General features: G+C 40.6%; 20 protein-coding genes and 4 pseudogenes. 11 read left to right on the forward strand and 13 right to left on the reverse strand.

The window, feature by feature from the left end; translation table 11 throughout:
* The first annotated feature begins 38 nt into the window (after positions 1–38).
* From ACSLFW_RS06605 to ACSLFW_RS06615, 3 genes are read left to right on the forward strand one after another with little or no spacing between them, the layout of a single operon-like run.
* Entirely contained in the window at positions 39–983 is a 945-nt protein-coding gene (locus ACSLFW_RS06605; protein ID WP_436555118.1) for an AAA family ATPase, read from the forward strand.
* A gap of 26 nt (positions 984–1,009) precedes the next feature.
* A complete protein-coding gene (locus tag ACSLFW_RS06610; RefSeq protein ID WP_436555119.1) occupies positions 1,010–1,777 on the forward strand; it encodes an AAA family ATPase in 768 nt (255 codons plus the stop codon).
* A 4-nt stretch (positions 1,778–1,781) separates the two neighbouring features.
* Complete coding sequence (locus tag ACSLFW_RS06615) at positions 1,782–2,702, forward strand: hypothetical protein (protein WP_436555120.1); 921 nt, start codon at positions 1,782–1,784, stop codon at positions 2,700–2,702.
* A 285-nt stretch (positions 2,703–2,987) separates the two neighbouring features.
* Here the strand turns inward: ACSLFW_RS06615 and ACSLFW_RS06620 are convergent, their stop codons facing one another.
* The gene (locus ACSLFW_RS06620) at positions 2,988–3,446 is read right to left on the reverse strand and encodes a T9SS type A sorting domain-containing protein (protein WP_436555121.1); all 459 of its coding nucleotides are present in this window, start codon (positions 3,444–3,446) and stop codon (positions 2,988–2,990) included.
* Positions 3,401–3,745 carry a hypothetical protein gene (locus tag ACSLFW_RS06625; RefSeq protein ID WP_436555122.1) on the reverse strand — a complete coding sequence of 115 codons (345 nt, stop codon included), beginning with the start codon at positions 3,743–3,745 and terminating at the stop codon, positions 3,401–3,403. The genes ACSLFW_RS06620 and ACSLFW_RS06625 overlap by 46 nt, the downstream gene beginning before the upstream one ends.
* A 263-nt stretch (positions 3,746–4,008) precedes the next feature.
* Here ACSLFW_RS06625 and ACSLFW_RS06630 point away from each other — a divergent pair, with 263 nt between their 5' ends.
* Entirely contained in the window at positions 4,009–5,511 is a 1,503-nt protein-coding gene (locus ACSLFW_RS06630; RefSeq protein ID WP_436555123.1) for a choice-of-anchor J domain-containing protein, read from the forward strand.
* A gap of 254 nt (positions 5,512–5,765) precedes the next feature.
* Positions 5,766–6,278: a hypothetical protein gene (locus tag ACSLFW_RS06635; protein ID WP_436555124.1), complete on the forward strand. Its 513-nt coding sequence runs from the start codon at positions 5,766–5,768 to the stop codon at positions 6,276–6,278.
* A 210-nt stretch (positions 6,279–6,488) separates the two neighbouring features.
* Here ACSLFW_RS06635 and ACSLFW_RS06640 read toward each other — a convergent pair.
* The 3 genes and pseudogenes from ACSLFW_RS06640 to ACSLFW_RS06650 form a co-directional block, all read right to left on the reverse strand.
* Positions 6,489–8,758, reverse strand: a pseudogene (locus ACSLFW_RS06640) (polyribonucleotide nucleotidyltransferase).
* A gap of 150 nt (positions 8,759–8,908) precedes the next feature.
* A complete protein-coding gene (gene rpsO / locus ACSLFW_RS06645; protein WP_436555125.1) occupies positions 8,909–9,178 on the reverse strand; it encodes a 30S ribosomal protein S15 in 270 nt (89 codons plus the stop codon).
* 140 nt (positions 9,179–9,318) lie between these two features.
* The gene (locus tag ACSLFW_RS06650) at positions 9,319–9,774 is read right to left on the reverse strand and encodes a GAF domain-containing protein (RefSeq protein ID WP_436555126.1); all 456 of its coding nucleotides are present in this window, start codon (positions 9,772–9,774) and stop codon (positions 9,319–9,321) included.
* A gap of 110 nt (positions 9,775–9,884) precedes the next feature.
* On the opposite strand from ACSLFW_RS06650, the gene xrtF reads away from it, so the two are divergent.
* The 6 genes and pseudogenes from xrtF to ACSLFW_RS06680 all read left to right on the forward strand — a co-directional run bounded on the left by xrtF (position 9,885) and on the right by ACSLFW_RS06680 (position 14,565).
* Positions 9,885–10,400 (forward strand): exosortase family protein XrtF, encoded by a 516-nt coding sequence (xrtF, locus tag ACSLFW_RS06655; RefSeq protein WP_436555127.1) that lies wholly within the window; start codon positions 9,885–9,887, stop codon positions 10,398–10,400.
* A complete protein-coding gene (locus tag ACSLFW_RS06660; protein WP_436555128.1) occupies positions 10,375–10,824 on the forward strand; it encodes an exosortase F system-associated membrane protein in 450 nt (149 codons plus the stop codon). The genes xrtF and ACSLFW_RS06660 overlap by 26 nt, the downstream gene beginning before the upstream one ends.
* 45 nt (positions 10,825–10,869) lie before the next feature.
* A complete protein-coding gene (locus ACSLFW_RS06665) occupies positions 10,870–11,295 on the forward strand; it encodes an HYC_CC_PP family protein (RefSeq protein WP_436555129.1) in 426 nt (141 codons plus the stop codon).
* 44 nt (positions 11,296–11,339) lie between these two features.
* A pseudogene (locus ACSLFW_RS06670) lies at positions 11,340–13,375 on the forward strand (TonB-dependent receptor plug domain-containing protein).
* A 76-nt stretch (positions 13,376–13,451) separates the two neighbouring features.
* Complete coding sequence (locus ACSLFW_RS06675; protein WP_436557388.1) at positions 13,452–13,772, forward strand: heavy-metal-associated domain-containing protein; 321 nt, start codon at positions 13,452–13,454, stop codon at positions 13,770–13,772.
* Between the two features lie 103 nt (positions 13,773–13,875).
* The gene (locus ACSLFW_RS06680; RefSeq protein WP_436555130.1) at positions 13,876–14,565 is read left to right on the forward strand and encodes a DedA family protein; all 690 of its coding nucleotides are present in this window, start codon (positions 13,876–13,878) and stop codon (positions 14,563–14,565) included.
* Positions 14,566–14,665: 100 nt separating this feature from the next.
* On the opposite strand, the pseudogene groL reads toward ACSLFW_RS06680, so the two are convergent.
* From groL to miaB, 8 genes and pseudogenes are all read right to left on the reverse strand, one after another.
* Positions 14,666–16,293, reverse strand: a pseudogene (groL, locus tag ACSLFW_RS06685) (chaperonin GroEL).
* A gap of 34 nt (positions 16,294–16,327) precedes the next feature.
* Entirely contained in the window at positions 16,328–16,603 is a 276-nt protein-coding gene (locus tag ACSLFW_RS06690; protein ID WP_436555131.1) for a co-chaperone GroES, read from the reverse strand.
* A 143-nt stretch (positions 16,604–16,746) separates the two neighbouring features.
* A complete protein-coding gene (gene secG / locus ACSLFW_RS06695; RefSeq protein WP_436555132.1) occupies positions 16,747–17,151 on the reverse strand; it encodes a preprotein translocase subunit SecG in 405 nt (134 codons plus the stop codon).
* A gap of 10 nt (positions 17,152–17,161) precedes the next feature.
* Positions 17,162–18,019, reverse strand: coding sequence for a tetratricopeptide repeat protein (locus ACSLFW_RS06700; RefSeq protein ID WP_436555133.1), 858 nt, complete (start codon positions 18,017–18,019; stop codon positions 17,162–17,164).
* 18 nt (positions 18,020–18,037) lie between these two features.
* Positions 18,038–18,547, reverse strand: coding sequence for an LptE family protein (locus ACSLFW_RS06705; RefSeq protein ID WP_436555134.1), 510 nt, complete (start codon positions 18,545–18,547; stop codon positions 18,038–18,040).
* A 36-nt stretch (positions 18,548–18,583) separates the two neighbouring features.
* Positions 18,584–19,849, reverse strand: coding sequence for a sigma-54 interaction domain-containing protein (locus tag ACSLFW_RS06710; RefSeq protein WP_436555135.1), 1,266 nt, complete (start codon positions 19,847–19,849; stop codon positions 18,584–18,586).
* Positions 19,850–19,909: 60 nt separating this feature from the next.
* On the reverse strand, positions 19,910–20,296 hold the full coding sequence (locus ACSLFW_RS06715; protein WP_436555136.1) for a GxxExxY protein: 387 nt from the start codon (positions 20,294–20,296) through the stop codon (positions 19,910–19,912).
* Between the two features lie 95 nt (positions 20,297–20,391).
* A pseudogene (gene miaB / locus ACSLFW_RS06720) lies at positions 20,392–21,838 on the reverse strand (tRNA (N6-isopentenyl adenosine(37)-C2)-methylthiotransferase MiaB).
* Between the last annotated feature and the right edge of the window lie 63 nt (positions 21,839–21,901).

The raw sequence follows: 21,901 nt of genomic DNA on the forward strand, positions 1-21,901 counted from the left end.
ATTACCATAATTGTTTTTATAATTATAAATTTTAAAAGATGAAGAATATAGAAAAACTCCATGAAGAGGTTTTTATTTATTTAAATAATTGGAGCGAAAGAAGTCGTACAAGTAATAACGAAATCAATCCATATTTTTATATGCGCAGTGTTAGGGATGAGAGATTTAAGAAAGGTTATTGGTTTCCAGGGAACGACTCATATATATGCCTGTCATTTTGGGCTGGCGGTGATTCCAATAACAAAACACCTAATATCTATTTTGAAATCAATGAAAAATTTGGATGCCGGATTGTAATAGTTGCTAAAGACTCTGAGGCTAAATACGAATATTTCGAAAAGATTGTCACCGAATTGGATGAGATTAATAATAACAATTATGGTTTAAATAAAAAGACTAAAGTTTGGATAAAGCATTTATCTAATAAGTGGGATCGTTGGGAGGAAAATCTAGGTCTTTTTATTATTAATGACAAAAGAAGAATTGACGAGTATATTAGTAATAATGAACTAATAGACTATGAGGAATTTGTGTCAAGATTTGGATTTATAAACCCTAAAGATTTTGATAACATGTGTTCTCGCGTACTCAAGCAAAGAGATTTGATCAAAGTCAATGAGTATAATAAACATCAAGAGTTTATTAGCAATCCAAAATTGCCTTATGCATTACTCGGAATCAATATTCAAAATTTTCAAGGAATTAAGTCTGCGAACATTGATGATTTAAATCCTGATGCACGTTGGATATTTATTGCCGGCGAAAATGGGTACGGTAAAACTACCATTCTCCAAGCTATTGCACTTGGTGCAAGTATCGATCCAGAGCTTGAAAAATATTTAGACGAAAAAAGTAGAATCAGTCTCGAATTATCATCAAATAATGAAAAGGCTTTCCCGGTAAGAACGAAAGGGGTTTTAAATTCGATTGAATCATATGATTATGGCCAATATATTATTGGATATGCTGCCCAGCCAGATTGAATATTCAGTCTAAATCTTCAGAAAATATGGAAGATAGGAGTAAAAATCACGTCTTGAGCTTATTTGAGAATGATACTTTGCTAAAGAATATTAATTATGAACTATTTGCAACTAACTATGCAGAAAAAAATATATTTAGTGAATTAGAGCAAATAATTAAAAAGGTGACTGAAAATAGAATTTCAGAAATAAAGGTGTATCAACGACAGGTTCTATTTGAAGAAACTCTTTCAAATGGTGAAGTTCTAGAGTCTCTGCCCTTAAATAAATTGGCCGCCGGATTTAGAAGTGTAATTAATATTGTCATTGATATTTATTTGCGTTTAAAACAAATACATCGAAATATTCCATATCGTGATTTTTTCGGAATTGTCCTAATAGATGAGATTGAAAATCACCTTCATCCAGTTTTGCAACGGCAAATACCGGTTGCGCTGTCAAGTGTTTTCCCAAAAATACAATTCATTGCAACTACTCATAGTCCTATTCCATTGTTAGCGGCTGAAAAAAATTCGATTATATTAAAAGTTAATAGGAATAAAAAGGATGGAGTGACCTTGGAAAGATTAGATGAGATTATAGATTTTCCAAATTTGTTGCCAAATACTATCCTTACTTCACCAATCTTCGGATTTCAAAATATTTTCCCTGAAAACAAGAATGATGATGAATTTGTCCGTGTAGAAACAACATATGAGGAGGTAATGCGAAATAATGAGCAAGGAAAGAAGATTGAACAGTATTTGGATAAGGAAACAACCAATGCTATATTAAAAATCTTAAGTAAAAAATAGGACAATGAGATATGTTGAAAAGGATTTAATGGATATACCGCCGTCATTGATTTCTTCAATCGCACTAAATGATATAGAAAAAATAGCTCTTAGAGATACTTCGGTAAACATAAATGATTCAATATATAAAGGTGTTTACAAAGGCTCAGATGGTAAGACTCGGTCTCAAGTGAGAGATTTTCTGAACAAATATTATTTGCTTAAATGTGCTTATTGTGAAGCGATATGCAAAGCAGAAATAGAACATTATAGACCGAAAAAAGCTATCTCTGACGACGCTGCTCATAATGGATATTATTGGTTATGTTACTCTTGGTCAAATTTAGTGCCTTCGTGTAGATATTGTAATACAGAAGGAGGAAAAGGAAATAAATTTCCAATTATAAACGCAAGTAGAAGAGTATCGAGCCCTCCTTTTTCGTTCGGAAAACTTGATATTGCTAAATGCCAAGCTTCAGCTTCTCCTTTACTCGACGAGGAGCCATATCTATTACATCCTGAAATTGACAAACATCCCGAGGCATACCTTTCTTTTGAACCAAGTGACGATAAAAATGGTGTATCAATTCTTGGTATTGACGATAAAGGGCGTGGTAAAAAAACAATCGAAATTTGTAATCTAAATAGAGAAGATTTAAGACTGAAACGTCTGAAAGACGTTTATTATCATATGAAACATGAAATTAATCGTATTTTTGAGATGAACGCAGACGGTTATATTCCTAATGATAAATTAAGTGATTGTTTGGTTGTATTATATAAGGGTTTTGAGAAACAATCAACGGATATTTCGCTTACTCATACACTATTAAGGAAATTTCTGGTGCTTAACTCTAAAAATTTTGAAACTTTTTTTGCCCCATACTTAGACAGTGATTCTGTCAGGAAAATTTCAGTTGAAACTTTTAAAGTATTTAAGCCATAGCTCAATAGTCCCGATAGCTCGGATGTTTCCAACCAGCCCCACGCTGCCGCGCGAATCCTTTCGCGTGGTGCTATAAAATAAAATAGCTGTCCAGAATAATATTACCACGCGAAGGGATTCCCACGCTGCCGCGCGAATCCTTTCGCGTGGTGCTATAAAATAAAAAGCTGTCCAGAATAATATTACCACGCGAAGGGATTCGCGCGGCAGCGATAAGAAGAGCCGATAGAATTTCCAACAAAAAAGCCTTTCAATCGAAAGGCTTTCATATTTCATCCAATAAATTTACTTCTTAATAAACTTCTCCGCACGATTGTTAAGCTTATAAACATAAGTGCCGCTGCTCAGCGATTCAATATCCAAAGCAATCGTCGGATTATTGCCGCTCACTGCCTGTTCAAGCACTTTAGCGCCGCCAAGCGTGTAGATCTGCACCGTGCCGTTTTCGCCTGCCGGTAGAGAATTGGTAATATTGATGCGGTTTGTTGCAGGATTCGGGTAAACTTTGCTTCCCACAGTCAGCATTTCCTGCTGTTCTGCAGACAGGAATCCTGAAACAGCGTAGATGTCATAAAGATTCTCCCCTGATTTATCCTGGCTGACAATCAGTTTAAAAGCACTGTCAGATACCTTGATGGCATCTGCTGTGTAGCGGTCACCGAATTCCTGCAGGTTCGTCCCGTCTTCATTATAAAGCGTCATTTTTTGCAGCCAGTCGTTTCCGGAATAGTTGTTAGAGACCACAAGGAATTCAATTTTTGCATTGAATTGAAGAACCTGTCGGTAACCAGTATGACTTTTGTAATCTCGTAGCTCTCGCCCAAAGGCAGCGTTATGGTTTTGTACAAAACGTGCGAAGCGTTGTAAAGCATCACCTGGGTGTCATTGGTCGTATAATAATTGATGCCGTTGTCGGTAAAAAATGCGTATGACTTCTGGGTGTCGTTGTAACCGCCGGTGGTAACATAATTGTGTTCAAGGGTCACCTGTGCCGATAGTGCAGATGTAGTTAACGCGATGGCGCTAAGGAAAAGTTGTTTCATTGGTTTTGGATTAGTGAGGCGCAAATGTAATGCGATAATATCCCATAAATCCGGCGATAAAGTTTGGTTTTGAAAAAGTTTTAGCCGATGGCTGCCCTGCAAATAGCTGCCAGATTAGGGTAAATCCTGTTTTGCCTGTTTATATTTTGCTGTGGCCTTGCGCATTACGCAAATATTAAAATTTCCATAATATATTCTTAATGCGAAACCGTAAACGCAGGCGCTTCAACTAATTTTACGATTATTAATTAAAACCTTATCTTATGAAAAAAATTACTTTGCTATTATTATTGTTGATCTTCTCAAATGCCGGGTTCGCCCAGTTTTCTGAGAATTTTGATGGAAGTACCGACATTCCCGCAGGATGGACGGTAATTGACGGAGGTGACGAAGAAAATTCATGGGTCATCACAGATTTCTCTGAATACGACCTGGAAGCGCACAGCGGCTTTAATGCTGCTACGATTTTTTATTCCGAAGTGGCACACGACGACTACCTGATAACACCGGCCATTACGGTTACCGCTGGTGTAAGCGACTATTTTACATTCTGGGCACGCAGTCTTGATGTTCAATATCCGGAGCAAATTGATGTGAAAATCTCAACAACCGGACTCAATGCAGCCGATTTCACCATTACACTGGCAGCTAATGTAGCGCCTGAAAGCGGAGACAATTACTACAAATATGCTTATGATTTATCTGCGTATGTCGGACAGACCATTTATATCGCTTTCTATTCAACTACAGAGAATATGGATGTTTTTGAAGTGGACGATGTGGTAAGTACAGGTATCCCGAGCTGTTTCGAGCCTGAAAATTTCGCTATTACTGAGATTGGTTCTGACAGCGTTGGATTGGAATGGAATTCAGCCGGAACTTCATTTGAAATCGAATACGGCCCGGCAGGATTTGCTCCGGGAACAGGAACAGTGGTTACGGTAGCCAGTTCACCATACACATTAACCGGCCTTACACCGGAAACAGATTACGATGTTTATATCAGGAACAATTGCGGCGGAGGCGATTACAGCACTGCTGTTGATTTGAGTTTCCGTACGGTTGCTGTGCCACCAACAAACGATTTCTGTGCCGATGCGATTCCGTTGACTGTAGGCGGTGATTTTGAATCGGGCGCTGCAGAATACACAGACACAGGCGCAACGACTGATGATGCGGTTACACCTGAGTGTGCTTCTTTTTATACAAACGACGTTTGGTTTTCAGTAGTAGTACCAGCCGACGGTAATCTTACCATCGAGACGCAGCAGGCAGACGGCTCAGACAATGATGATACTATCATCCAGGCATTTTCAGGCACATGTGGCAGCCTTACGCCAATTGATTGTAATGATGACAACGAAGATGCTCCGGATGGTTACTTCTCAAAATTATCACTTACCGGGCTTGAGCCTAACTCAACAATATATGTTGCGGTATGGCAATATTATTTCGACCTTTTCGGAGACCCGTTATTGACAGGCGCGTTCAGGATTGCCGCTTATGCCGATTTGCTTTCAGTTGACAATAACCAACTTTCGGGATTACAGGTGTATCCAAATCCGGTTAAGGATGTGATGAACATTTCTTACAAGCAAGAAATTAAATCTGCTGAAGTGTTCAACATGCTGGGGCAGCAGGTATATTCTAAAGCCGTTAATGCTACAGATGCACAATTGGATCTTTCTGCATTGACAACAGGCACTTACACTGTGAAATTGACTTCGGGTTCCGATGTTAAGACAGTTAAAATTGTAAAACAATAAAACTCACCGGATTTCCGGAAATTGAAACTGCAGGTCTTTGGCCTGCAGTTTTTTTATGGGGATAATTTGCGAAAATCTGCGTTGATTCCGTTTCATCTGTATTCCCATTTTAACCGCTGCGGCCTGCGGCCATCCCTCGAAAGTAGGGGAATACGTATCATTTTGGTGCGATTCTGAAGCTTCCGGAGCAATAATCCGTACCGATTAACGTTAAAAATCTTTATCTTGCAGTTCAAATAAGCGATTAAAAGACCATGAAAAAACCAAACAAACTCTCGATTTTTATCGCCTTGCTTTTTTTGCAGGGGCTGGCTTATTCCCAATGTTGCAATGAAGTCAGACCAAGTGCCAATGACTCCTTATATATCAAAGCCCTAACCGAATATACGAAAGCGCTGGAGCGGGAACCCCGCCGTTCTGTCGGTGAGAATGTTGAGCCCAAAACATTATATCTCGCACGATGTACTTATTTATTCGACATGCCAGAGATGATCAACGGCTATAAAGTTTTTGTACTTTGGCCGAACGATCAGGAGAAATATGTCAAGAAGAACAATAACAAGCTCATCGTTCTCGACCTGCTGCCACTGACTTTCGAAGATGGAAAATTCAAGATCCATATCATACAGGAGCTTGCCACTTCAGGCAGCAAAAATGATTTGGACTGGGCAGACTTTGGATTGGGCGTCACCACCTACTTCAAACTTGAAAAAGGCAAAATGGTTTTCGACCAAACGAAGGTGGTTGGTGCTTATTTGCGAAAATAATAGCAAATTCTTTACACAACATTTCAACAAAGCGATCAAATCCGCGCAAATCTGCGACGATCAGTTTTAATCCACGTTCCCATTTTACCACCCCGGCCTTCGGCCACCCCTTCGGAGGAAGGGAATCCACGATTTTAATTCAACTGAAATAGTAAACCAAAAAACCCCGAAACAAGCTGCTTCGGGGTTCTTTATGAATTAATAACCTTATTATTCTTGTGGTGCTTCTCCGCTACCAGAGTTGTTTTCACGTTTTTCCGGGCGTGGGCCACGGTTGTCGCGTCTGTCATCTCTTCTTGGGCGACGGTCGTCACGTCTTTCAGGGCGCGGGCCACGGTCTTCTCTCGGAGCGTTTTCGTCTCTTGGAGGTCTTGGCATCAAAGCTTTTCTTGAAACTTTCTCTTTTCTTGTTTTTGGATCGATTCCGAGGTATTTTACCTGGAAAACATCGCCCATATTCACAACGTCGGTAACGTTTTCTGTACGTGCCCAATCCAATTCAGATACGTGAAGCAATACTTCGTTGCCCGGCGCTTCGGTATATTCTACCACTGCACCAAAGTCAAGTAACTTAATTACTTTCACTTCGTAAGCCTCACCAACAACAGGTTTGAAAATGATAGAATCGATTTTCGCCAATACTGCTGCGATTCCTGCCGGGTCTGTACCCAAGATTTCCACGATACCTTCTTCGTTTACTTCGTTGATCACGATAGTTGTTCCGGTAGCTTTCTGCAATTCCTGGATTACTTTTCCTCCAGGTTCCGATTAAGGCACCGATGTAAGCACCAGGAATGGTACGCATGATGATTTTCGGAGCATGGTCTTTCACATCAGGTCTAGGAGCAGCCTGTGCTTCCAATAATTTCTCAAGGATATGCAAACGACCGTCACGAGCCTGAGCCAAAGCCTGTTCCATGATTTCGTATTTCAATCCGTCAATCTTGATGTCCATTTGACAAGCGGTGATACCTTCGGATGTTCCGGTTACTTTAAAGTCCATGTCACCTAAGTGATCTTCATCACCTAAGATATCAGACAATACAGCGAAACGGTCTCCGTCAGTGATCAATCCCATCGCGATTCCCGAAACCGGACGGATCATCTGAACACCTGCATCCATCAAAGCCAAAGTGCCTGAACAAACCGTTGCCATAGAAGACGAACCGTTAGATTCCAATACTTCAGAAACCACACGGATTGTGTATGGATTTTCAGCAGGGATCATGTTTTTCAGCGCACGTTGTGCCAGGTTTCCGTGACCAACTTCTCTACGGGATGTGCCTCTTAACGGACGCGCTTCTCCGGTAGAAAATGGCGGGAAATTATAGTGTAAGTAGAATTTTTCTTCTCCTTGCTCAGACGGCGAATCGATTTGGTTCGCTTCTCTTTGAGGTCCCCAAAGTCGCTGTTGCCAAAGCTTGTGTTTCTCCACGGGTGAACAATGCAGAACCGTGAACCGATGGCAAATAATCAACTTCGCACCAGATTGGGCGGATTTCAGTTGTTTTTCTTCCATCCAGACGCGTACCTAAGTCTAAGGTTACGTTACGAACGGCTTCTTTGTTGACTTTGTAGAAATATTTCCCTACCAAATCACCGTTTTCAAGCAATTCTTCTTCTGTAAAGGCAGCTTTTACTTCTTCTTTCACCGCGTCGAATGCAGCACCACGTTCTTGCTTTGCAGAACCTTTGCTCGCAATCGCGTAGATCTTGTCGTAAGCCAGTTCTTTTACCTTAGCATAAATCGCCTCGTCTGATTTTTCCTGCTCGTACTCACGCACTTCTTTCTTTCCAAAAGCGGCAGCAAGTCTTTCCTGTGCGTCGATTTGTACTTTGATATGCTCGTGGGCGAATTTAATGGCTTCGACCATTTCTTTTTCTGAAATTTCTTTCATCTCGCCTTCTACCATCGCGATAGAATCGCGTGAAGCACCAATCATCATATCGATGTCTGATTCTTCTAATTGTGCGCGTGACGGGTTGATGATGAATTCACCGTTGATACGGCCAACTCTTGCTTCAGAAATCAATGTTTCAAACGGAATGTCAGACAAAGCCAAAGCTGCTGATGCGGCCAAACCAGCCAATGCATCCGGCATTACTTCTTCGTCGTGTGACATCAATTGGATCATCACCTGCACTTCTGCGTGATAATCACTTGGGAAAAGCGGACGCAACACACGGTCAACCAATCTCATCGTTAATACTTCGCTGTCACTCGGACGTGCTTCTCTTTTGAAGAAACCTCCCGGGAAACGGCCTGCCGCGGCGAATTTTTCGCGATAATCTACCGTTAACGGTAAGAAATCGATGCCCGGACTTGCTTTTCTTGCGGAAACAACTGTACCAAGGATAACAGTTTTTCCAATTCTTACTACTACAGAACCGTCGGCTTGTTTGGCCAGACGCCCTGTCTCGATTGTGATGCTTCTGCCATCACCTAAATCGATGCTTTCTACAAATAATTGTGGAATCATAAATTAATTCTCTAAGTTAAACAATGGGTTTTAGTTGTGTTGTAGTGTTGTTGTTGTGTGTAGTTATCTAAAACCCAATGAAAAACCAAAACTTTTTTTCTGCAATATGTATAAAAAAAAGAGGCGCGTGAGCACCTCTTTTCCAATTGATTATTTTCTGATATTCAATTCTTTGATAATCTCACGGTATCTGTTGATTTCTGTTTTCTTAAGGTAATCCAACAAAGCTCTTCTTTTACCTACCAACAATACAAGGGAACGCTCGGTGTTGAAATCGTGGCGATTTTTTTTCAGGTGCTCAGTTAAGTGAGAGATCCTGTAAGTGAAAAGGGCGATTTGGCCTTCTGCTTTTCCTGTGTTGGTTGCTGATCCTCCGTGTTTAGCGAAGATTTCTTCTTTAACTTCTTTAGTTAAGTACATGCTAATATTATTTAATGATTATTATGTAGTGAATAAGTTTCTCTTATTCGAGGTGCAAAAGTAACAATTTATTTTTAATTTCCAATTATTAAATTCCAAATAACAAATGCGTATCGTAAAGTGATAAAATTGAAATTTGCTTAGTAAAGTTTCGCCACTTCCGCATTCACAAATTCCAGGAATCTTTCGTCAGCTTCCGTAAACGGATCCAGCACATTACTGTCGATATCAATCTGCCCAATGTTTTCGCCATTGACGAAAAGCGGTACGACAATTTCTGATTTCACGGTAAAACTGCACGCAATATAATTGTCCTGCGCACTCACATCCGGCACAACGAAATTCTGGTTCGAAACCGCTACTTGTCCGCAAATGCCTTTCCCGAAAGGGATAACGGTATGGTCAGTCGGCGCACCAATGTATGGCCCGAGCACTAACTCTTCTTTATCGCCGTTTCGGAAATAAAACCCAACCCAATTATAATAATCGACATTAGCTTCCAGCAATTCACATATTTTAAGCAATTTTTCTTCTCTGGAAAAGTTTATATTGGTTGTAATTTCAGTTACTTTTGGTTGCAGTGCTTCGAAAGTCATGGCGATTTTTTTTGCAAAAGTACCATTTGCGCCAACTTTAAATTGTATAAATTTGTTAAAAATTATTCCTTGAAAAATTACTTTGTCAGATTTCGGCCGTTTTGTTGTTTTTGGGCAAGTTCCTGCTTTCGTATATCGTATTAATCGTTTTGTACCAATGGTACCTCAATCAGTTCGATGCCAGAACTTTCGAGGTTGACGGCGCTACAAATATGGTTGCCAGGCACTCAAAATTCTTCCTCGAAATCTTTAATTATGATGTGACACTGACACCGAGAACAACAGAATCCGCGATAAAAATGGCAGTCAATCAGGATTTTCTCGTGCGGATTATCGAAGGCTGCAACGCGGTCAGCGTCATGATTTTATTCGCTGCATTTGTAATTGCTTTCAGCGGAACATTCAAAAAAACAGTGCTTTTCATCATTTCAGGAATTTTACTAATACACATTTTAAATATCATGCGGATCGGTCTGCTGTGTCTCGGATTGCTGTATTATCCGCAGTACAGCCATGTTTTGCACGACATCGTTTTTCCTTTATTTATATACGGAGTCGTTTTTGCGCTTTGGGTAATCTGGATCAATAAATTTTCTTTTTATGCTAAAAAAACTCCTCAATCATAAACTGCAGGTTGTGGCTTTTGTAATGCTGGTGGCACTTTTGGCGGTCATCCGCAATTTTGAAGAGACTTTGTTTTATGATCCGTTCCTGAATTTTTTCCGGATTGAATATGAGAATTTGCCATTGCCGGAATTCGATGTGTCGCGGCTTATTGGAAGCCTTTTATTTCGCTATTTTCTAAATACGATTGTTTCGCTGGGCATCATTTATACGGTTTTTAAAGATTTGGATTTGGTGAAATTTTCAGCAGTTTTGTACGCCATATTTTTCATTTTGCTGATTATTGCTTTTTTCGCAATCATTCATTTTTCAGGCGCCGATAATAACCTCGTGCTTTTTTATGTGCGAAGGTTCCTGATCCAGCCTTTACTCGTGATTTTATTCGTTCCTGCGTTTTATTACCAAAACCGGATGGCTAAAAAATAACAATCTCTTAAGTGTAATCGGTTTATTTTTAAATACTTTTGCAACATGAATCTTAAAAAATGCACATCCCTTATTTTAGCCCTGCTGCTGTTGGTTTCCAACGCTGGCCTCGCTTTTAATGTGCATTATTGCGGTGGAAAAATCGCTTCCGTTACTTCTGTTTTTGCCGACGGAAAAGCCTGCGAAATGGATAAAGTGGTCGTCGAAAAATCATGCTGTAAAAAGAAAATCGTCGTCAAACACAGCAAATGCTGCAAAGACAAAGTCGTTACAATCAAGTCGAAAACCGACCAAAGTCTGAACAAAACTTTTTCTTTTCAGTCGACAGTTGCATTTGTGATTGCCGAATGGAAACCTGTTGTTTTCAGGACGATCCCTCTTGTGAAAATGGCGTCAATCAACGACTATTACTGTGATGCGCATCCACCGCCACTTTTCAAACTCTATTCCCAATACATTTTTTACGCCTGATTTTAATGTTTTAACTGATTTCGCTCTTGCGAAGAAAATCTTTTATGACATTAAAATTTATATATGAAAAAATCAGCATTGCTTTTGCTGCTTTTGTTTTCGATATTTTCATCTGCCAGGACACTTTGAAGACTGTGAAAATCGAATCAAGAAGCAAAAGCCTGAAAAAATCCCTGACGACAACCGCCAATGTTACGACTTTGACCAGCAAGGAATTGCTCAAAGCGGCTTGTTGCAACCTGGCGGAAAGTTTCGAAACCAATCCGTCAGTCGACGTTAATTTTCCAGACGCGCTTACCGGAACCAAACAAATCAAAATGCTCGGATTGACGAGTCCGTACCTGATGATTACTGAGGAAAACATTCCTTCAGTGCGCGGCGCTTCGCAGGCTTACGGATTGTCTTTCACACCCGGAACCTGGATCGAAAGCATCCAGATTACCAAAGGCGCGGGTTCGGTCGTTAACGGTTACGAAAGCATCTCCGAACAAATTAATACGGAATTGTTAAAGCCCCTCAATGACATTCCGTTTTTCCTGAATGTTTACGGTTCGACAGATTCACGTTTCGAAGCCAACACGCATTTCAACCGCAAAATTTCCGATAAATGGAGCAGCAGTCTTTTCATTCACGGCAATGCAAGAGTCGCCAAAAACGATATGAATGACGATGGTTTTCTCGATAATCCGCTCGGCAAGCAAATCAATGTTTTGAATCGCTGGCAATACAGTGATGCCGAAAAAGGCTGGGTGAGTTTCATCAACCTGCGTTACATGAACGACGAAAAACAAACCGGGCAACTCAATTTCGATAAGGACCGCGACCGTGGCACAACCAATTTCTGGGGTTCTGAAATTAAGACGCAACGGCTTGATATCGCTACGAAAGTCGGCTATGTTTTTCCGGAAATGCCGTTTCAAAGCATCGGTTTCCAAAATGCTTTCAATGTTCACGACCAGGATTCATATTTCGGATTGAACCAATATAACATCCGCCAGAGCAGCTATTATTCGAACCTGATTTTCAATTCGATTATCAATAATACGATGAATAAATTCGCGGCCGGGCTCAATTTCACTTATGACAAATACGATGAATTTGTATTGGTTCCTGGCATCGGAAGGGATTTTGACCGGATCGATAATTCCGTTGGCGCGTTCTTCGAATATACCTATGACAACACCGACAATTTCAGCCTGGTTGCCGGTGGAAGGTTCGATAAGCACAATCGTTTGGGCGCATTTGTTACGCCAAGATTGCACATCCGTTACAATCCGTGGGAGAAAGGCGTTTTGCGTTTTTCTGCCGGAAGAGGCAAACGCGCGGCGAATATTTTTGCAGAAAACCAACAGCTTTTTGCGAGTTCGAGAAGTTTTGAAATCCTTAATAATTCAGGAAAAATTTACGGACTCGACCCTGAAATCGCGTGGAATTACGGCATGGGTTTCCTTCAGCATTTTACGCTTTTCGGTAAATCTGCCGACATCGGATTTGATTTCTACCGTACGGATTTTCAAAACCAGGCCGTTGTAGATTTGTATGGAAGTCCGCAACAGGTTTCATTTTATAACCTCGACGGAAAATCTTTTGCCAATAGTTTTCAGGTTGAATTCAATATTGAATTGAAAAAGCATTTCGATTTAAGGACGGCTTATAAATATTACGACATTCAAACTGATTTCATTTCGGGTACGAACGAGCGCCCGCTGCAGGCGAAACATAGATTTTTTGCCAATCTGGCGTATGCGACGCATATCAATGACAAAGGCGAGCAGTGGAAATTTGATTTCACTTACAATTGGCTAGGCAAACAGAAGCTTCCGTTTACGGCGACGAATCCTGTAGAAGAAAGGCTTCCGGATTATTCGGCGGCATTTTTACTGATGAATATGCAGGTTACGCGCACTTTTTCAAGTACTTTTGAAATGTATCTGGGAGGTGAAAACATCGGGAACTACAAACAAGACAAAGCGATTTTAGGCAGCGGCAATCCGTTTGGCCGAATTTTGATGCATCGATTGTGTATGCGCCGGTTTTCGGGCAGATGTATTATGCGGGAATCAGGTTTAAAATTAAATAACAATATCAATATCAAATTTCAATATCAAATTCAAATTCAAAAATCAATTAAAATGAAAAATATACTTTTAATAATGATGATTGCTTTCGCCGGATTTACGGGAAATGCACAGGAGAAAAAAAATAAAAATGCCAAATACGACATCGAAGTGAACGGCAGTTGCGAGCAATGTAAAAAGCGCATTGAAAAAGCCGCTTATTCAGTTTCCGGCGTAAAATCAGCAGCTTGGGGAATCGAAGACCACAGCCTGCATTTGATCTTAAATGAAGAGAAAACTACTGTCGAAGAAGTGAAAAAAGCAGTCGCAAAAGTGGGTCACGATACCGACGAAATCAAAGCCTCTAACGAAGATTACAATAAGCTTCACAGCTGCTGCCAATACGAAAGAAAACAGTAAAAACCTTAATGGCTTAACCGTTAATTTAACCGTAATAAATTGCGGTTAAGCCAAATTATACTTAATTTCACAGACTTTAATTTTTAGCATAAAAACCAATAGAATGAACAATTTCGACTGGAAAAATTTACTGGATCCGCTTTTTTACATCAACTTTGACCTTGACGGCGTGAAAATCGGATTGTACATCGTTTTGTTCATTGTGTTTGCCGAAACCGGACTATTTGCAGGTTTCTTTTTACCGGGCGACAGTTTGCTTTTCCTCGCCGGAATTTACAGCAGCGAGTTGGTGCAGAATATTGTTTTTATTCCATACGATTTTGTAAACCTGCTAATCCTTTCTTCTTTGGTTGCCTTGGCAGGAATCATTGGAAACATGGTTGGTTACTGGTTTGGCGCGAAAAGCGGGCATTACCTTTACACCAGAAAAGACACATTTCTTTTCAAGAAAAAATACCTGCTTCAATCAAAAGATTTCTTCCAGAAACATGGTGGTCGTGCGATAATCTTCGCGAGATTTTTACCGATTGTAAGGACATTTGCCCCAATCGTTGCCGGAATCGTCGAAATGGATAAAAAGAAATTTATGTTTTATAACATATTGAGCTCTTTTTTGTGGTCTTTCAGTTTGATTTTCGCAGGACATTATCTGTATGGATTTCTTTTGGAAAGATTCAACATTGATTTGAAAAACCATATCGAACTTATCGTGATCGGGTTGGTGGTTATAACTTTATCGCCGGTCATCATCAAATTTGCGAAACAGACCGTTACACACGAACACCAGGAATAAAAAAGCCGAAGCAAACACTTCGGCTTTTTTATGTACATTTTATATGCAAAAAAAGAGCGTTGTTTCCAACACTCTTTTCTTAAAATAATCTTTCTAAATATTACATCATGCCAGGCATTCCTCCGCCCATTGGGTTTCCGCCTGCATTTTCTTCTTTAATTTCGACTAATGCGCATTCTGTTGTCAGGATCATCCCGGCTACAGAGGCAGCGTTTTCCAAAGCTACACGCGTTACTTTTTTCGGATCGATGATTCCGGCTTTCAGCATGTCTACATATTCGTCGGTTTTGGCGTTGTAACCAAAATCGCCACTTCCGTCAGCTACTTTTGCCACAACTACAGAACCTTCAAGACCGGCGTTTTCAACGATCGTACGCAATGGCGCTTCAACAGCACGCGATACGATCTGGATTCCGGTTGCTTCGTCAGCATTGTCGGCTTTTAAGTCTTTCAATACAGCTTTTGCTCTTAATAAAGCAACGCCGCCACCGGCAACGATCCCTTCTTCTACAGCGGCTCTTGTCGCATGAAGCGCGTCGTCAACACGATCTTTTTTCTCTTTCATTTCTACTTCAGATGCAGCACCAACGTAAAGTACGGCAACTCCGCCCGCCAGTTTCGCAAGGCGTTCCTGTAGTTTTTCTTTATCGTAATCAGAAGTCGTAACTTCCATTTGCGCTTTGATCTGGTTGACACGGTTTTTGATCATGTCAGTTTCGCCTGAACCGCTTACTAAAGTTGTATTGTCTTTATCGATAGTCACTCTTTTTGCAGTTCCGAGCATTTCGAGTGTGGCATTTTCCAAAGTGTAACCTCTTTCTTCAGAAACTACGGTTCCGCCTGTTAAGATGGCGATATCTTCGAGCATTGCTTTTCTTCTGTCGCCGAAACCAGGTGCTTTTACAGCTGCGATTTTGAGCGCACCACGCAATTTGTTTACGACTAAAGTCGATAATGCTTCGCCGTCAACATCTTCAGCGATAATCAATAATGGTTTCCCTGATTGTGCGACCGGTTCTAAAACCGGAAGTAATTCTTTTAAAGAAGAAACCTTCTTGTCATATAAAAGGATGTACGGATTTTCAAGTTCCGCTTCCATTTTCTCAGGATTCGTCACGAAATAAGGAGAAAGATAGCCGCGGTCGAATTGCATGCCTTCCACAACATCCACGTAAGTGTCAGTTCCTTTGGCTTCTTCAACGGTGATAACGCCTTCTTTTCCAACTTTTGCGAAAGCGGTAGCGATCAATTCGCCAATCACTTCGTCGTTGTTGGCAGAAATTGATGCGATTTGCTTGATTTTTTCAGAAGCGCTTCCGACTTCTTTAGATTGTTTTGCAAGGTCGCCAACAATAGCCTCAACAGCTTTATCGATACCTCTTTCAAATCCATCGGATTGGCGCCGGCAGCTACGTTTTTCAGGCCTTCTTTTACGATTGCCTGTGCCAAAACTGTAGCAGTTGTAGTTCCGTCACCCGCTAAATCATTAGTTTTGGAAGCTACTTCCTTCACCATCTGGGCGCCCATATTTTCAAGCGGGTCTTGTAATTCTATTTCTTTTGCAACGGTAACGCCGTCTTTGGTAACATTTGGTTAGGCCGAATGCTTTACCTATGATTACGTTACGGCCTTTGGGCCTAATGTTACTTTTACTGCATTTGCCAATGCATCTACGCCGCGTTTTAGTCCGTCGCGTGCCTCGATGTCAAATTTTATTTCTTTTGCCATAGTGGTTTATTTGTTTTGTGTTTCAGATATGTAATTATATAATTGCAAGAATGTCGTCTTCGCGCATGATCAAATAGTCTTTTCCCTCTAACTTAAGTTCTGTCCCCGCATATTTGCCATAAAGAACAGTATCACCAGGCTTTACAGTCATATCGTGGTCTTTTGTGCCCTTTCCGACAGCTACGACAGTGCCTTTTTGTGGTTTTTCTTTAGCGGTATCCGGGATAAAAATTCCCGAAGCGGTTTGCGTTTCAGCGGCTACAGGCTCAATAAGAACGCGGTCTGAAAGCGGTGTGATGTTTAAAGCCATAATTTTATTATTTTCTGTTATGATTAAATTCGATGTTTTCCTTTAGTCAGAAATTGTGCCAGCGCCTCAAAACTGACATATTGACTTAAAGGTAAAAAAAATGCCAACTGAAGAGCTGGCATTTTTGTAAGTTGTAAAAAATATTATTTCGCAGCAGGTGCTTTAACAGGTGTAACCTGAACCGGAGTACCTTGCGTTGTTGTTGCTGTTGGAGTTGCAGTCGCCGGAGCAGCTGTAGTTGCGGCTGGTTTTGCAGCAGGCGCTTCAGTCTTGGCCGGAGTTGCAGGTGCTTCAGTTTGCTCTTCATCTGTAGTTGGAACTGCAGTAGAAGGAAAGCTAATGCTTGAAAATAAAATCAAAACAATTAGCATGATTCCGAGTGACCAGGTGCTTTTGTCTAGAAAATCAGTTGTTTTCTGAACGCCGCCCATTTGCGTTGAACCGCCTAACGAAGATGACAAACCGCCTCCTTTAGGGTTTTGTACCATAATCACAACGATTAAAAGGAAACAAACGATGGCAATCAGCACTAAAAAAATTGTAAACATAATTCTATAATTAATTGTTATTTTGTTGTAAAAGCTTAATGTCCGAAATTCGGTCTGCAAATAAACTACTTTTTTCCGGATATTTCAAAATTAATATTTCATAAGCCTGAATTGCTTTCTGATATTTTTTTTGCTCGAGATAAACTTTTGCTAAAGTCTCAGTCATTAGGTAGCTTGTGTCTTCTGAATTGCTTGTAATTACTGGCAATGGCGTAACATCTTTAATCTGAGGGATTTTCGGGTTCGCTTCGATGAATTTATCAATAAGGTCGATTTTTTTCTGTTTCTCATCAATAATTTCTGTAACAGTCGAAGGAATATTTTCGCGCTCAATCGGCTTAAAACTTGCGAGTTGCAGCCATTCCTGGAAAGAATGAGTTTCTTCTTTTGAAAATTCAAGCGGTTTTCCGATTTCGAGCTTGGTTTCGATTGCTTCCGTTGTGGCAGGAATTTCTTCAGTAATAATTTCAACTTCCGGCGTCGCTTCTTTTATCGAAGTCAGGATAGATTGTTCGAGCGAATTGACCTTGACTTCCGGCTTTTCAGCGACAGCGACAACTTCACTTTCATTGACCAAAATAGCATTGATACGCGCTTCCTTCTCTTCTAAAAATGCATGCTGCAATCCGGTAAATTGCCCGGCTGTAATGAAATCGAACAAAACACTTCTATCGGTTGTATGCGCCGCAGTAACTTTTAGCGCCTGATTGTATTTAAAACTATCCGCATTATACAAACCTTTCAGGTGCAACGCGCGCGCACTCTGAAAAAACGGAAATTCATCCATGATTTTCTCTAAAGCCAAAGTGTGCCTTTCCTGAATGGTGGCAGGTTTGTTTAATATATAGGTATAGTCTGTTGCATTCATTTCAATTTTGTATTGAAATTACCATTTCGCCAGCGAGGCATTAAAAATATCCTGCGTTATCCTTTCAAAAATATCATCAAGTGCGGTGGTCAGTTGTCCACCGACGAGCTGCTCTTGCCCTTCATAATCATAGAAAAAGGTAAACGGCTTTTCAAAATCGTCTTCCTCTTTGAATTTGTTGGTATAACGTACATTCACCGTTACGGTTAACCTGTTTTGTGCGGCTTTCTGATCGGCAGTTGCGGTCATCGGTGAAATCCTGAAATCGGTGATTTCGCCTTCATAAACCAAATCGCCGCCGGAACTCGTAAGGCTTAAGTTGGTCTGGTTTTGGATCAATTCCTGAAGTCTGTTCGTGAAAGTTCGCTCAATTCCGGGCTGGATCAAATCGGCATTATTCTGGAAATAATTCACCTGGAATGTCTTGATTTTCGGATCAAGCGGCGTTGAGCCCGTAAAATTGTAGATGCCGCAGCCGTTGAGCAACGGAAACAAAGCGAACACCAATATATAAAGTAATTTTTTCATGCGGGTTTAAAGATATTCAATTTCAGCGATTTGCGGCTATAGGTCGAATTGTTTTATTTTTCGGTACAATGTCCTTTCGGATATGCCAAGTTCGTCTGCGGCGGCTTTGCGTTTGCCTTTGTTTTTTTCGAGCGATTTCTTGATCATTTCGATTTCTTTCTGCTCCAGCTTAAGCGTTTCTTCTTCCTCGATGGTTTCGGCGAAAAGATAATCGTCTTCGTCCTGATCATCGAAATGATCTTTTGGAATACTGGCTTTCTGCACCGGAATCACAGACAATTCCCTTGGATCCTCAAAATCAGACTCATTGTCATCGTGCGCCCCGTAAATTTTCCGAATCAGGTTCGGATTGGTTTCCTGCACTTTCGCCGCGCCGTTTTTCATCAGCTCGAGCGTTAGTTTTTTCAGGTCGTTCAAATCGCTTTTCATATCGAAAAGGACTTTGTATAAAATTTCGCGTTCGGTACTAAAATCGCTTTCTGATTTTTTATCCTTAATGACTGAAGGAAGATTATTTCCTTCTGACGGAAGGTAAGACTGCAAAGTAATCGCCGAAATATCGCGGTTGGTTTCCAGAACAGAAATCTGTTCAGCGACGTTGCGCAACTGGCGAATATTTCCGCTCCAGCGGAATTTCAAAAGCAATTGCACGGCATTTTCATCGAGTTTTATCGGCGGCATCTTGTATTTATGGGCGAAATCGGCAGCAAATTTCCGAAACAGCAAATGAATGTCGTCTTTCCGTTCGCGCAATGGCGGCAGGTTGATATCGACGGTGCTTAAACGATAATATAAATCTTCACGGAATTTTCCTTTTTCAATCGCATCGAACATATTGACATTCGTGGCAGCGACAATCCGCACGTCGGTTTTCTGTACTTGTGAAGAACCTACTTTGATGAATTCGCCATTTTCGAGCACGCGCAACAAACGAACTTGTGTCGTCAAAGGCAATTCACCGACTTCATCCAGAAAAATCGTTCCGCCGCTCGCGACTTCAAAATAGCCTTCGCGCGTTGCGGTTGCACCGGTAAATGCGCCTTTTTCATGGCCAAAAAGTTCACTGTCGATTGTGCCTTCGGGAATGGCGCCACAGTTTACGGCGATGTATTTTCCGTGTTTTCGGTGAGAAAGGGAATGTATGATTTTCGGGATACTTTCTTTACCGACACCACTTTCGCCAACCACCAGAACAGAAATATCTGTCGGCGCCACCTGAATGGCTTTTTCTATGGCACGGTTGAGTTTCGGGTCGTTCCCGATGATTTCGAATCTTTGTTTTATGGCTTGTACTGATTCCATATTGTTTTTTGCCACGAATTTCACGAATTAGCACAAATTCGGCTAAATGTTTTTTCGCGATTAAATTACTAATCTTTTATGTTGAACAGATTTACTGAAATTAACAATTATTCCTATCTCGCTTCCGGCTAACCTTATGTAATTTATTGTTTGTGAAATATGCTCGCTCAAAATTTCTTTTATAGCTTTTACTTCAAGGATAATTTCATCATAAACAATAAAATCGGCATAATATTGGTGAGCCAGAGTCACGTTTTTATAATTAACAACGAAAGCTTTCTCTCTTTCAAACGGAATACTATTACTTTTAAACTCAAACTCTAAAGCATCCTTATAAATCACTTCAGATAATCCCGGCCCTAAAATATTATGTATTTCCATGCAAATACCAACTATTTTGTAGTATTCTTCTTTTTGTATAATTCCATTTGGCTTATATTTTTTCATTTTGGCTTTTATTTTATTCGCTACGGGTTTCTACAAATCAGATGTCATGTTTCCCTTAAAAATTCGTGCTGATTCGTGCAATTCGTGGCTAAAAATCAATTCATGTCACTATATCCAACCGCTTCTCCAATCAAAGTGCCACTTGTGCAACTCGTGATTTTTACATTCACAAAATCACCAATCTTGTAATTTTCTTTTGGAAAAACCACCATGATGCTTTGTGAGTTGCGGCCAGACCAATCATCTTCAGATTTTTTGGAAGCTTTTTCAATCAAGACTTCGACGGTTTGTCCGAGGAATTCCTGCGTCCTGAAACCGCTGTGTTTTCTTTGTAAATCGACGATTTCCTGAAGACGACGCAATTTTACAGATTCCGGAACATCATCTTCCATCTTACGTCCCGCCAATGTTCCCGGACGTTCCGAATAAGAATACATATAACCAAAACTGTATTTCACATATTCCATTAAATCTAAAGTAGCCTGGTGGTCTTCTTCTGTTTCTGTCGGGAAACCGGCAATCATATCTTGCGTGATCCCACAACCCGGAATTATGCTATTAATTTTGTCAATCAAAGCCATGTATTCTTCACGTGTATGCAAACGATTCATTTCCTTTAAAATGCGATTGCTGCCCGATTGTACCGGCAAATGGATATGATTACAGATATTGTCGTATTTAGCAATGACATGTAAGATACTTTCGTGCATATCCTGCGGATTTGAAGTTGAAAAGCGAATGCGCATCTTTGGGAAATTCTCAGCAACCATCGAAAGCAATTGTTCAAAATCGACTGCTGTAGCTTTTTGCATTTCGCTGGCTTTGACGAAATCTTTCTTTAACCCGCCGCCATACCATAAATAGCTGTCGACGTTTTGCCCTAAAAGCGTGATTTCCTTAAATCCTTTTTCAGACAAATCTTTGATTTCAGCCATTATGCTTTGCGGTTCACGGCTGCGTTCGCGTCCTCTTGTAAAAGGAACGACGCAAAATGTACACATATTATCACAGCCTCTTGTAATCGAAACAAAAGCGGTCACGCCGTTGCTCATTAATCTTACCGGAGCAATATCACCATAGGTTTCTTCTTTCGATAAAATCACGTTGATGGCGTCTCGGCCTTCGTCGACTTCCTGTAATAAATTTGGTAAATCTTTATAAGCGTCGGGCCTACAACAAGGTCGACGATTTTTCTTCTTCTAAAAGCTGGCTTTTTAATCTTTCTGCCATGCAGCCGAGAACGCCGACTTTCATTTTCGGATTGACGGTGCGTTTTACGGCATTGTATTTTTCGAGGCGTTTGCGAACGGTTTGTTCAGCTTTGTCGCGGATGGAACAAGTGTTGACCAAAACCAGGTCGGCTTCTTCCAGGATATTGGTCGTATTGTAACCGCCTTCGGATAAAATTGAAGCAACGACTTCGCTGTCAGAAAAATTCATCGCGCAGCCGTAACTTTCTATAAAGAGTTTTTTTTTGTTTTCGGGATTGTGTTCTAAAACAAGGCTTTCACCTTGTTTGCTTTCTTCTATTACCTTTTCCATAAATTCTTATCGGACATTCAAAAGGCAAATATAGTGCTATTTGGTAGAATCTGACAAGATGGC

Source organism: Flavobacterium sp. 3HN19-14, from assembly GCF_051373205.1.
Lineage (GTDB): Bacteria > Bacteroidota > Bacteroidia > Flavobacteriales > Flavobacteriaceae > Flavobacterium.

Bases quoted from the DNA above. Each gene is read 5' to 3' on its own strand.
- ACSLFW_RS06680 (WP_436555130.1), top strand. From the start codon at position 13,876: ATGAACAATTTCGACTGGAAAAATTTACTGGATCCGCTTTTTTACATC.
- ACSLFW_RS06710 (WP_436555135.1), bottom strand. From the start codon at position 19,849: ATGGAATCAGTACAAGCCATAAAACAAAGATTCGAAATCATCGGGAAC.
- ACSLFW_RS06630 (WP_436555123.1), top strand. From the start codon at position 4,009: ATGAAAAAAATTACTTTGCTATTATTATTGTTGATCTTCTCAAATGCC.
- ACSLFW_RS06665 (WP_436555129.1), top strand. From the start codon at position 10,870: ATGAATCTTAAAAAATGCACATCCCTTATTTTAGCCCTGCTGCTGTTG.
- ACSLFW_RS06700 (WP_436555133.1), bottom strand. From the start codon at position 18,019: ATGAATGCAACAGACTATACCTATATATTAAACAAACCTGCCACCATT.
- ACSLFW_RS06690 (WP_436555131.1), bottom strand. From the start codon at position 16,603: ATGGCTTTAAACATCACACCGCTTTCAGACCGCGTTCTTATTGAGCCT.
- ACSLFW_RS06650 (WP_436555126.1), bottom strand. From the start codon at position 9,774: ATGACTTTCGAAGCACTGCAACCAAAAGTAACTGAAATTACAACCAAT.
- ACSLFW_RS06610 (WP_436555119.1), top strand. From the start codon at position 1,010: ATGGAAGATAGGAGTAAAAATCACGTCTTGAGCTTATTTGAGAATGAT.
- ACSLFW_RS06675 (WP_436557388.1), top strand. From the start codon at position 13,452: ATGATTGCTTTCGCCGGATTTACGGGAAATGCACAGGAGAAAAAAAAT.
- rpsO (WP_436555125.1), bottom strand. From the start codon at position 9,178: ATGTACTTAACTAAAGAAGTTAAAGAAGAAATCTTCGCTAAACACGGA.
- ACSLFW_RS06635 (WP_436555124.1), top strand. From the start codon at position 5,766: ATGAAAAAACCAAACAAACTCTCGATTTTTATCGCCTTGCTTTTTTTG.
- ACSLFW_RS06660 (WP_436555128.1), top strand. From the start codon at position 10,375: ATGCTAAAAAAACTCCTCAATCATAAACTGCAGGTTGTGGCTTTTGTA.
- secG (WP_436555132.1), bottom strand. From the start codon at position 17,151: ATGTTTACAATTTTTTTAGTGCTGATTGCCATCGTTTGTTTCCTTTTA.
- ACSLFW_RS06705 (WP_436555134.1), bottom strand. From the start codon at position 18,547: ATGAAAAAATTACTTTATATATTGGTGTTCGCTTTGTTTCCGTTGCTC.
- ACSLFW_RS06605 (WP_436555118.1), top strand. From the start codon at position 39: ATGAAGAATATAGAAAAACTCCATGAAGAGGTTTTTATTTATTTAAAT.
- ACSLFW_RS06615 (WP_436555120.1), top strand. From the start codon at position 1,782: ATGAGATATGTTGAAAAGGATTTAATGGATATACCGCCGTCATTGATT.
- ACSLFW_RS06715 (WP_436555136.1), bottom strand. From the start codon at position 20,296: ATGAAAAAATATAAGCCAAATGGAATTATACAAAAAGAAGAATACTAC.
- ACSLFW_RS06625 (WP_436555122.1), bottom strand. From the start codon at position 3,745: ATGAAACAACTTTTCCTTAGCGCCATCGCGTTAACTACATCTGCACTA.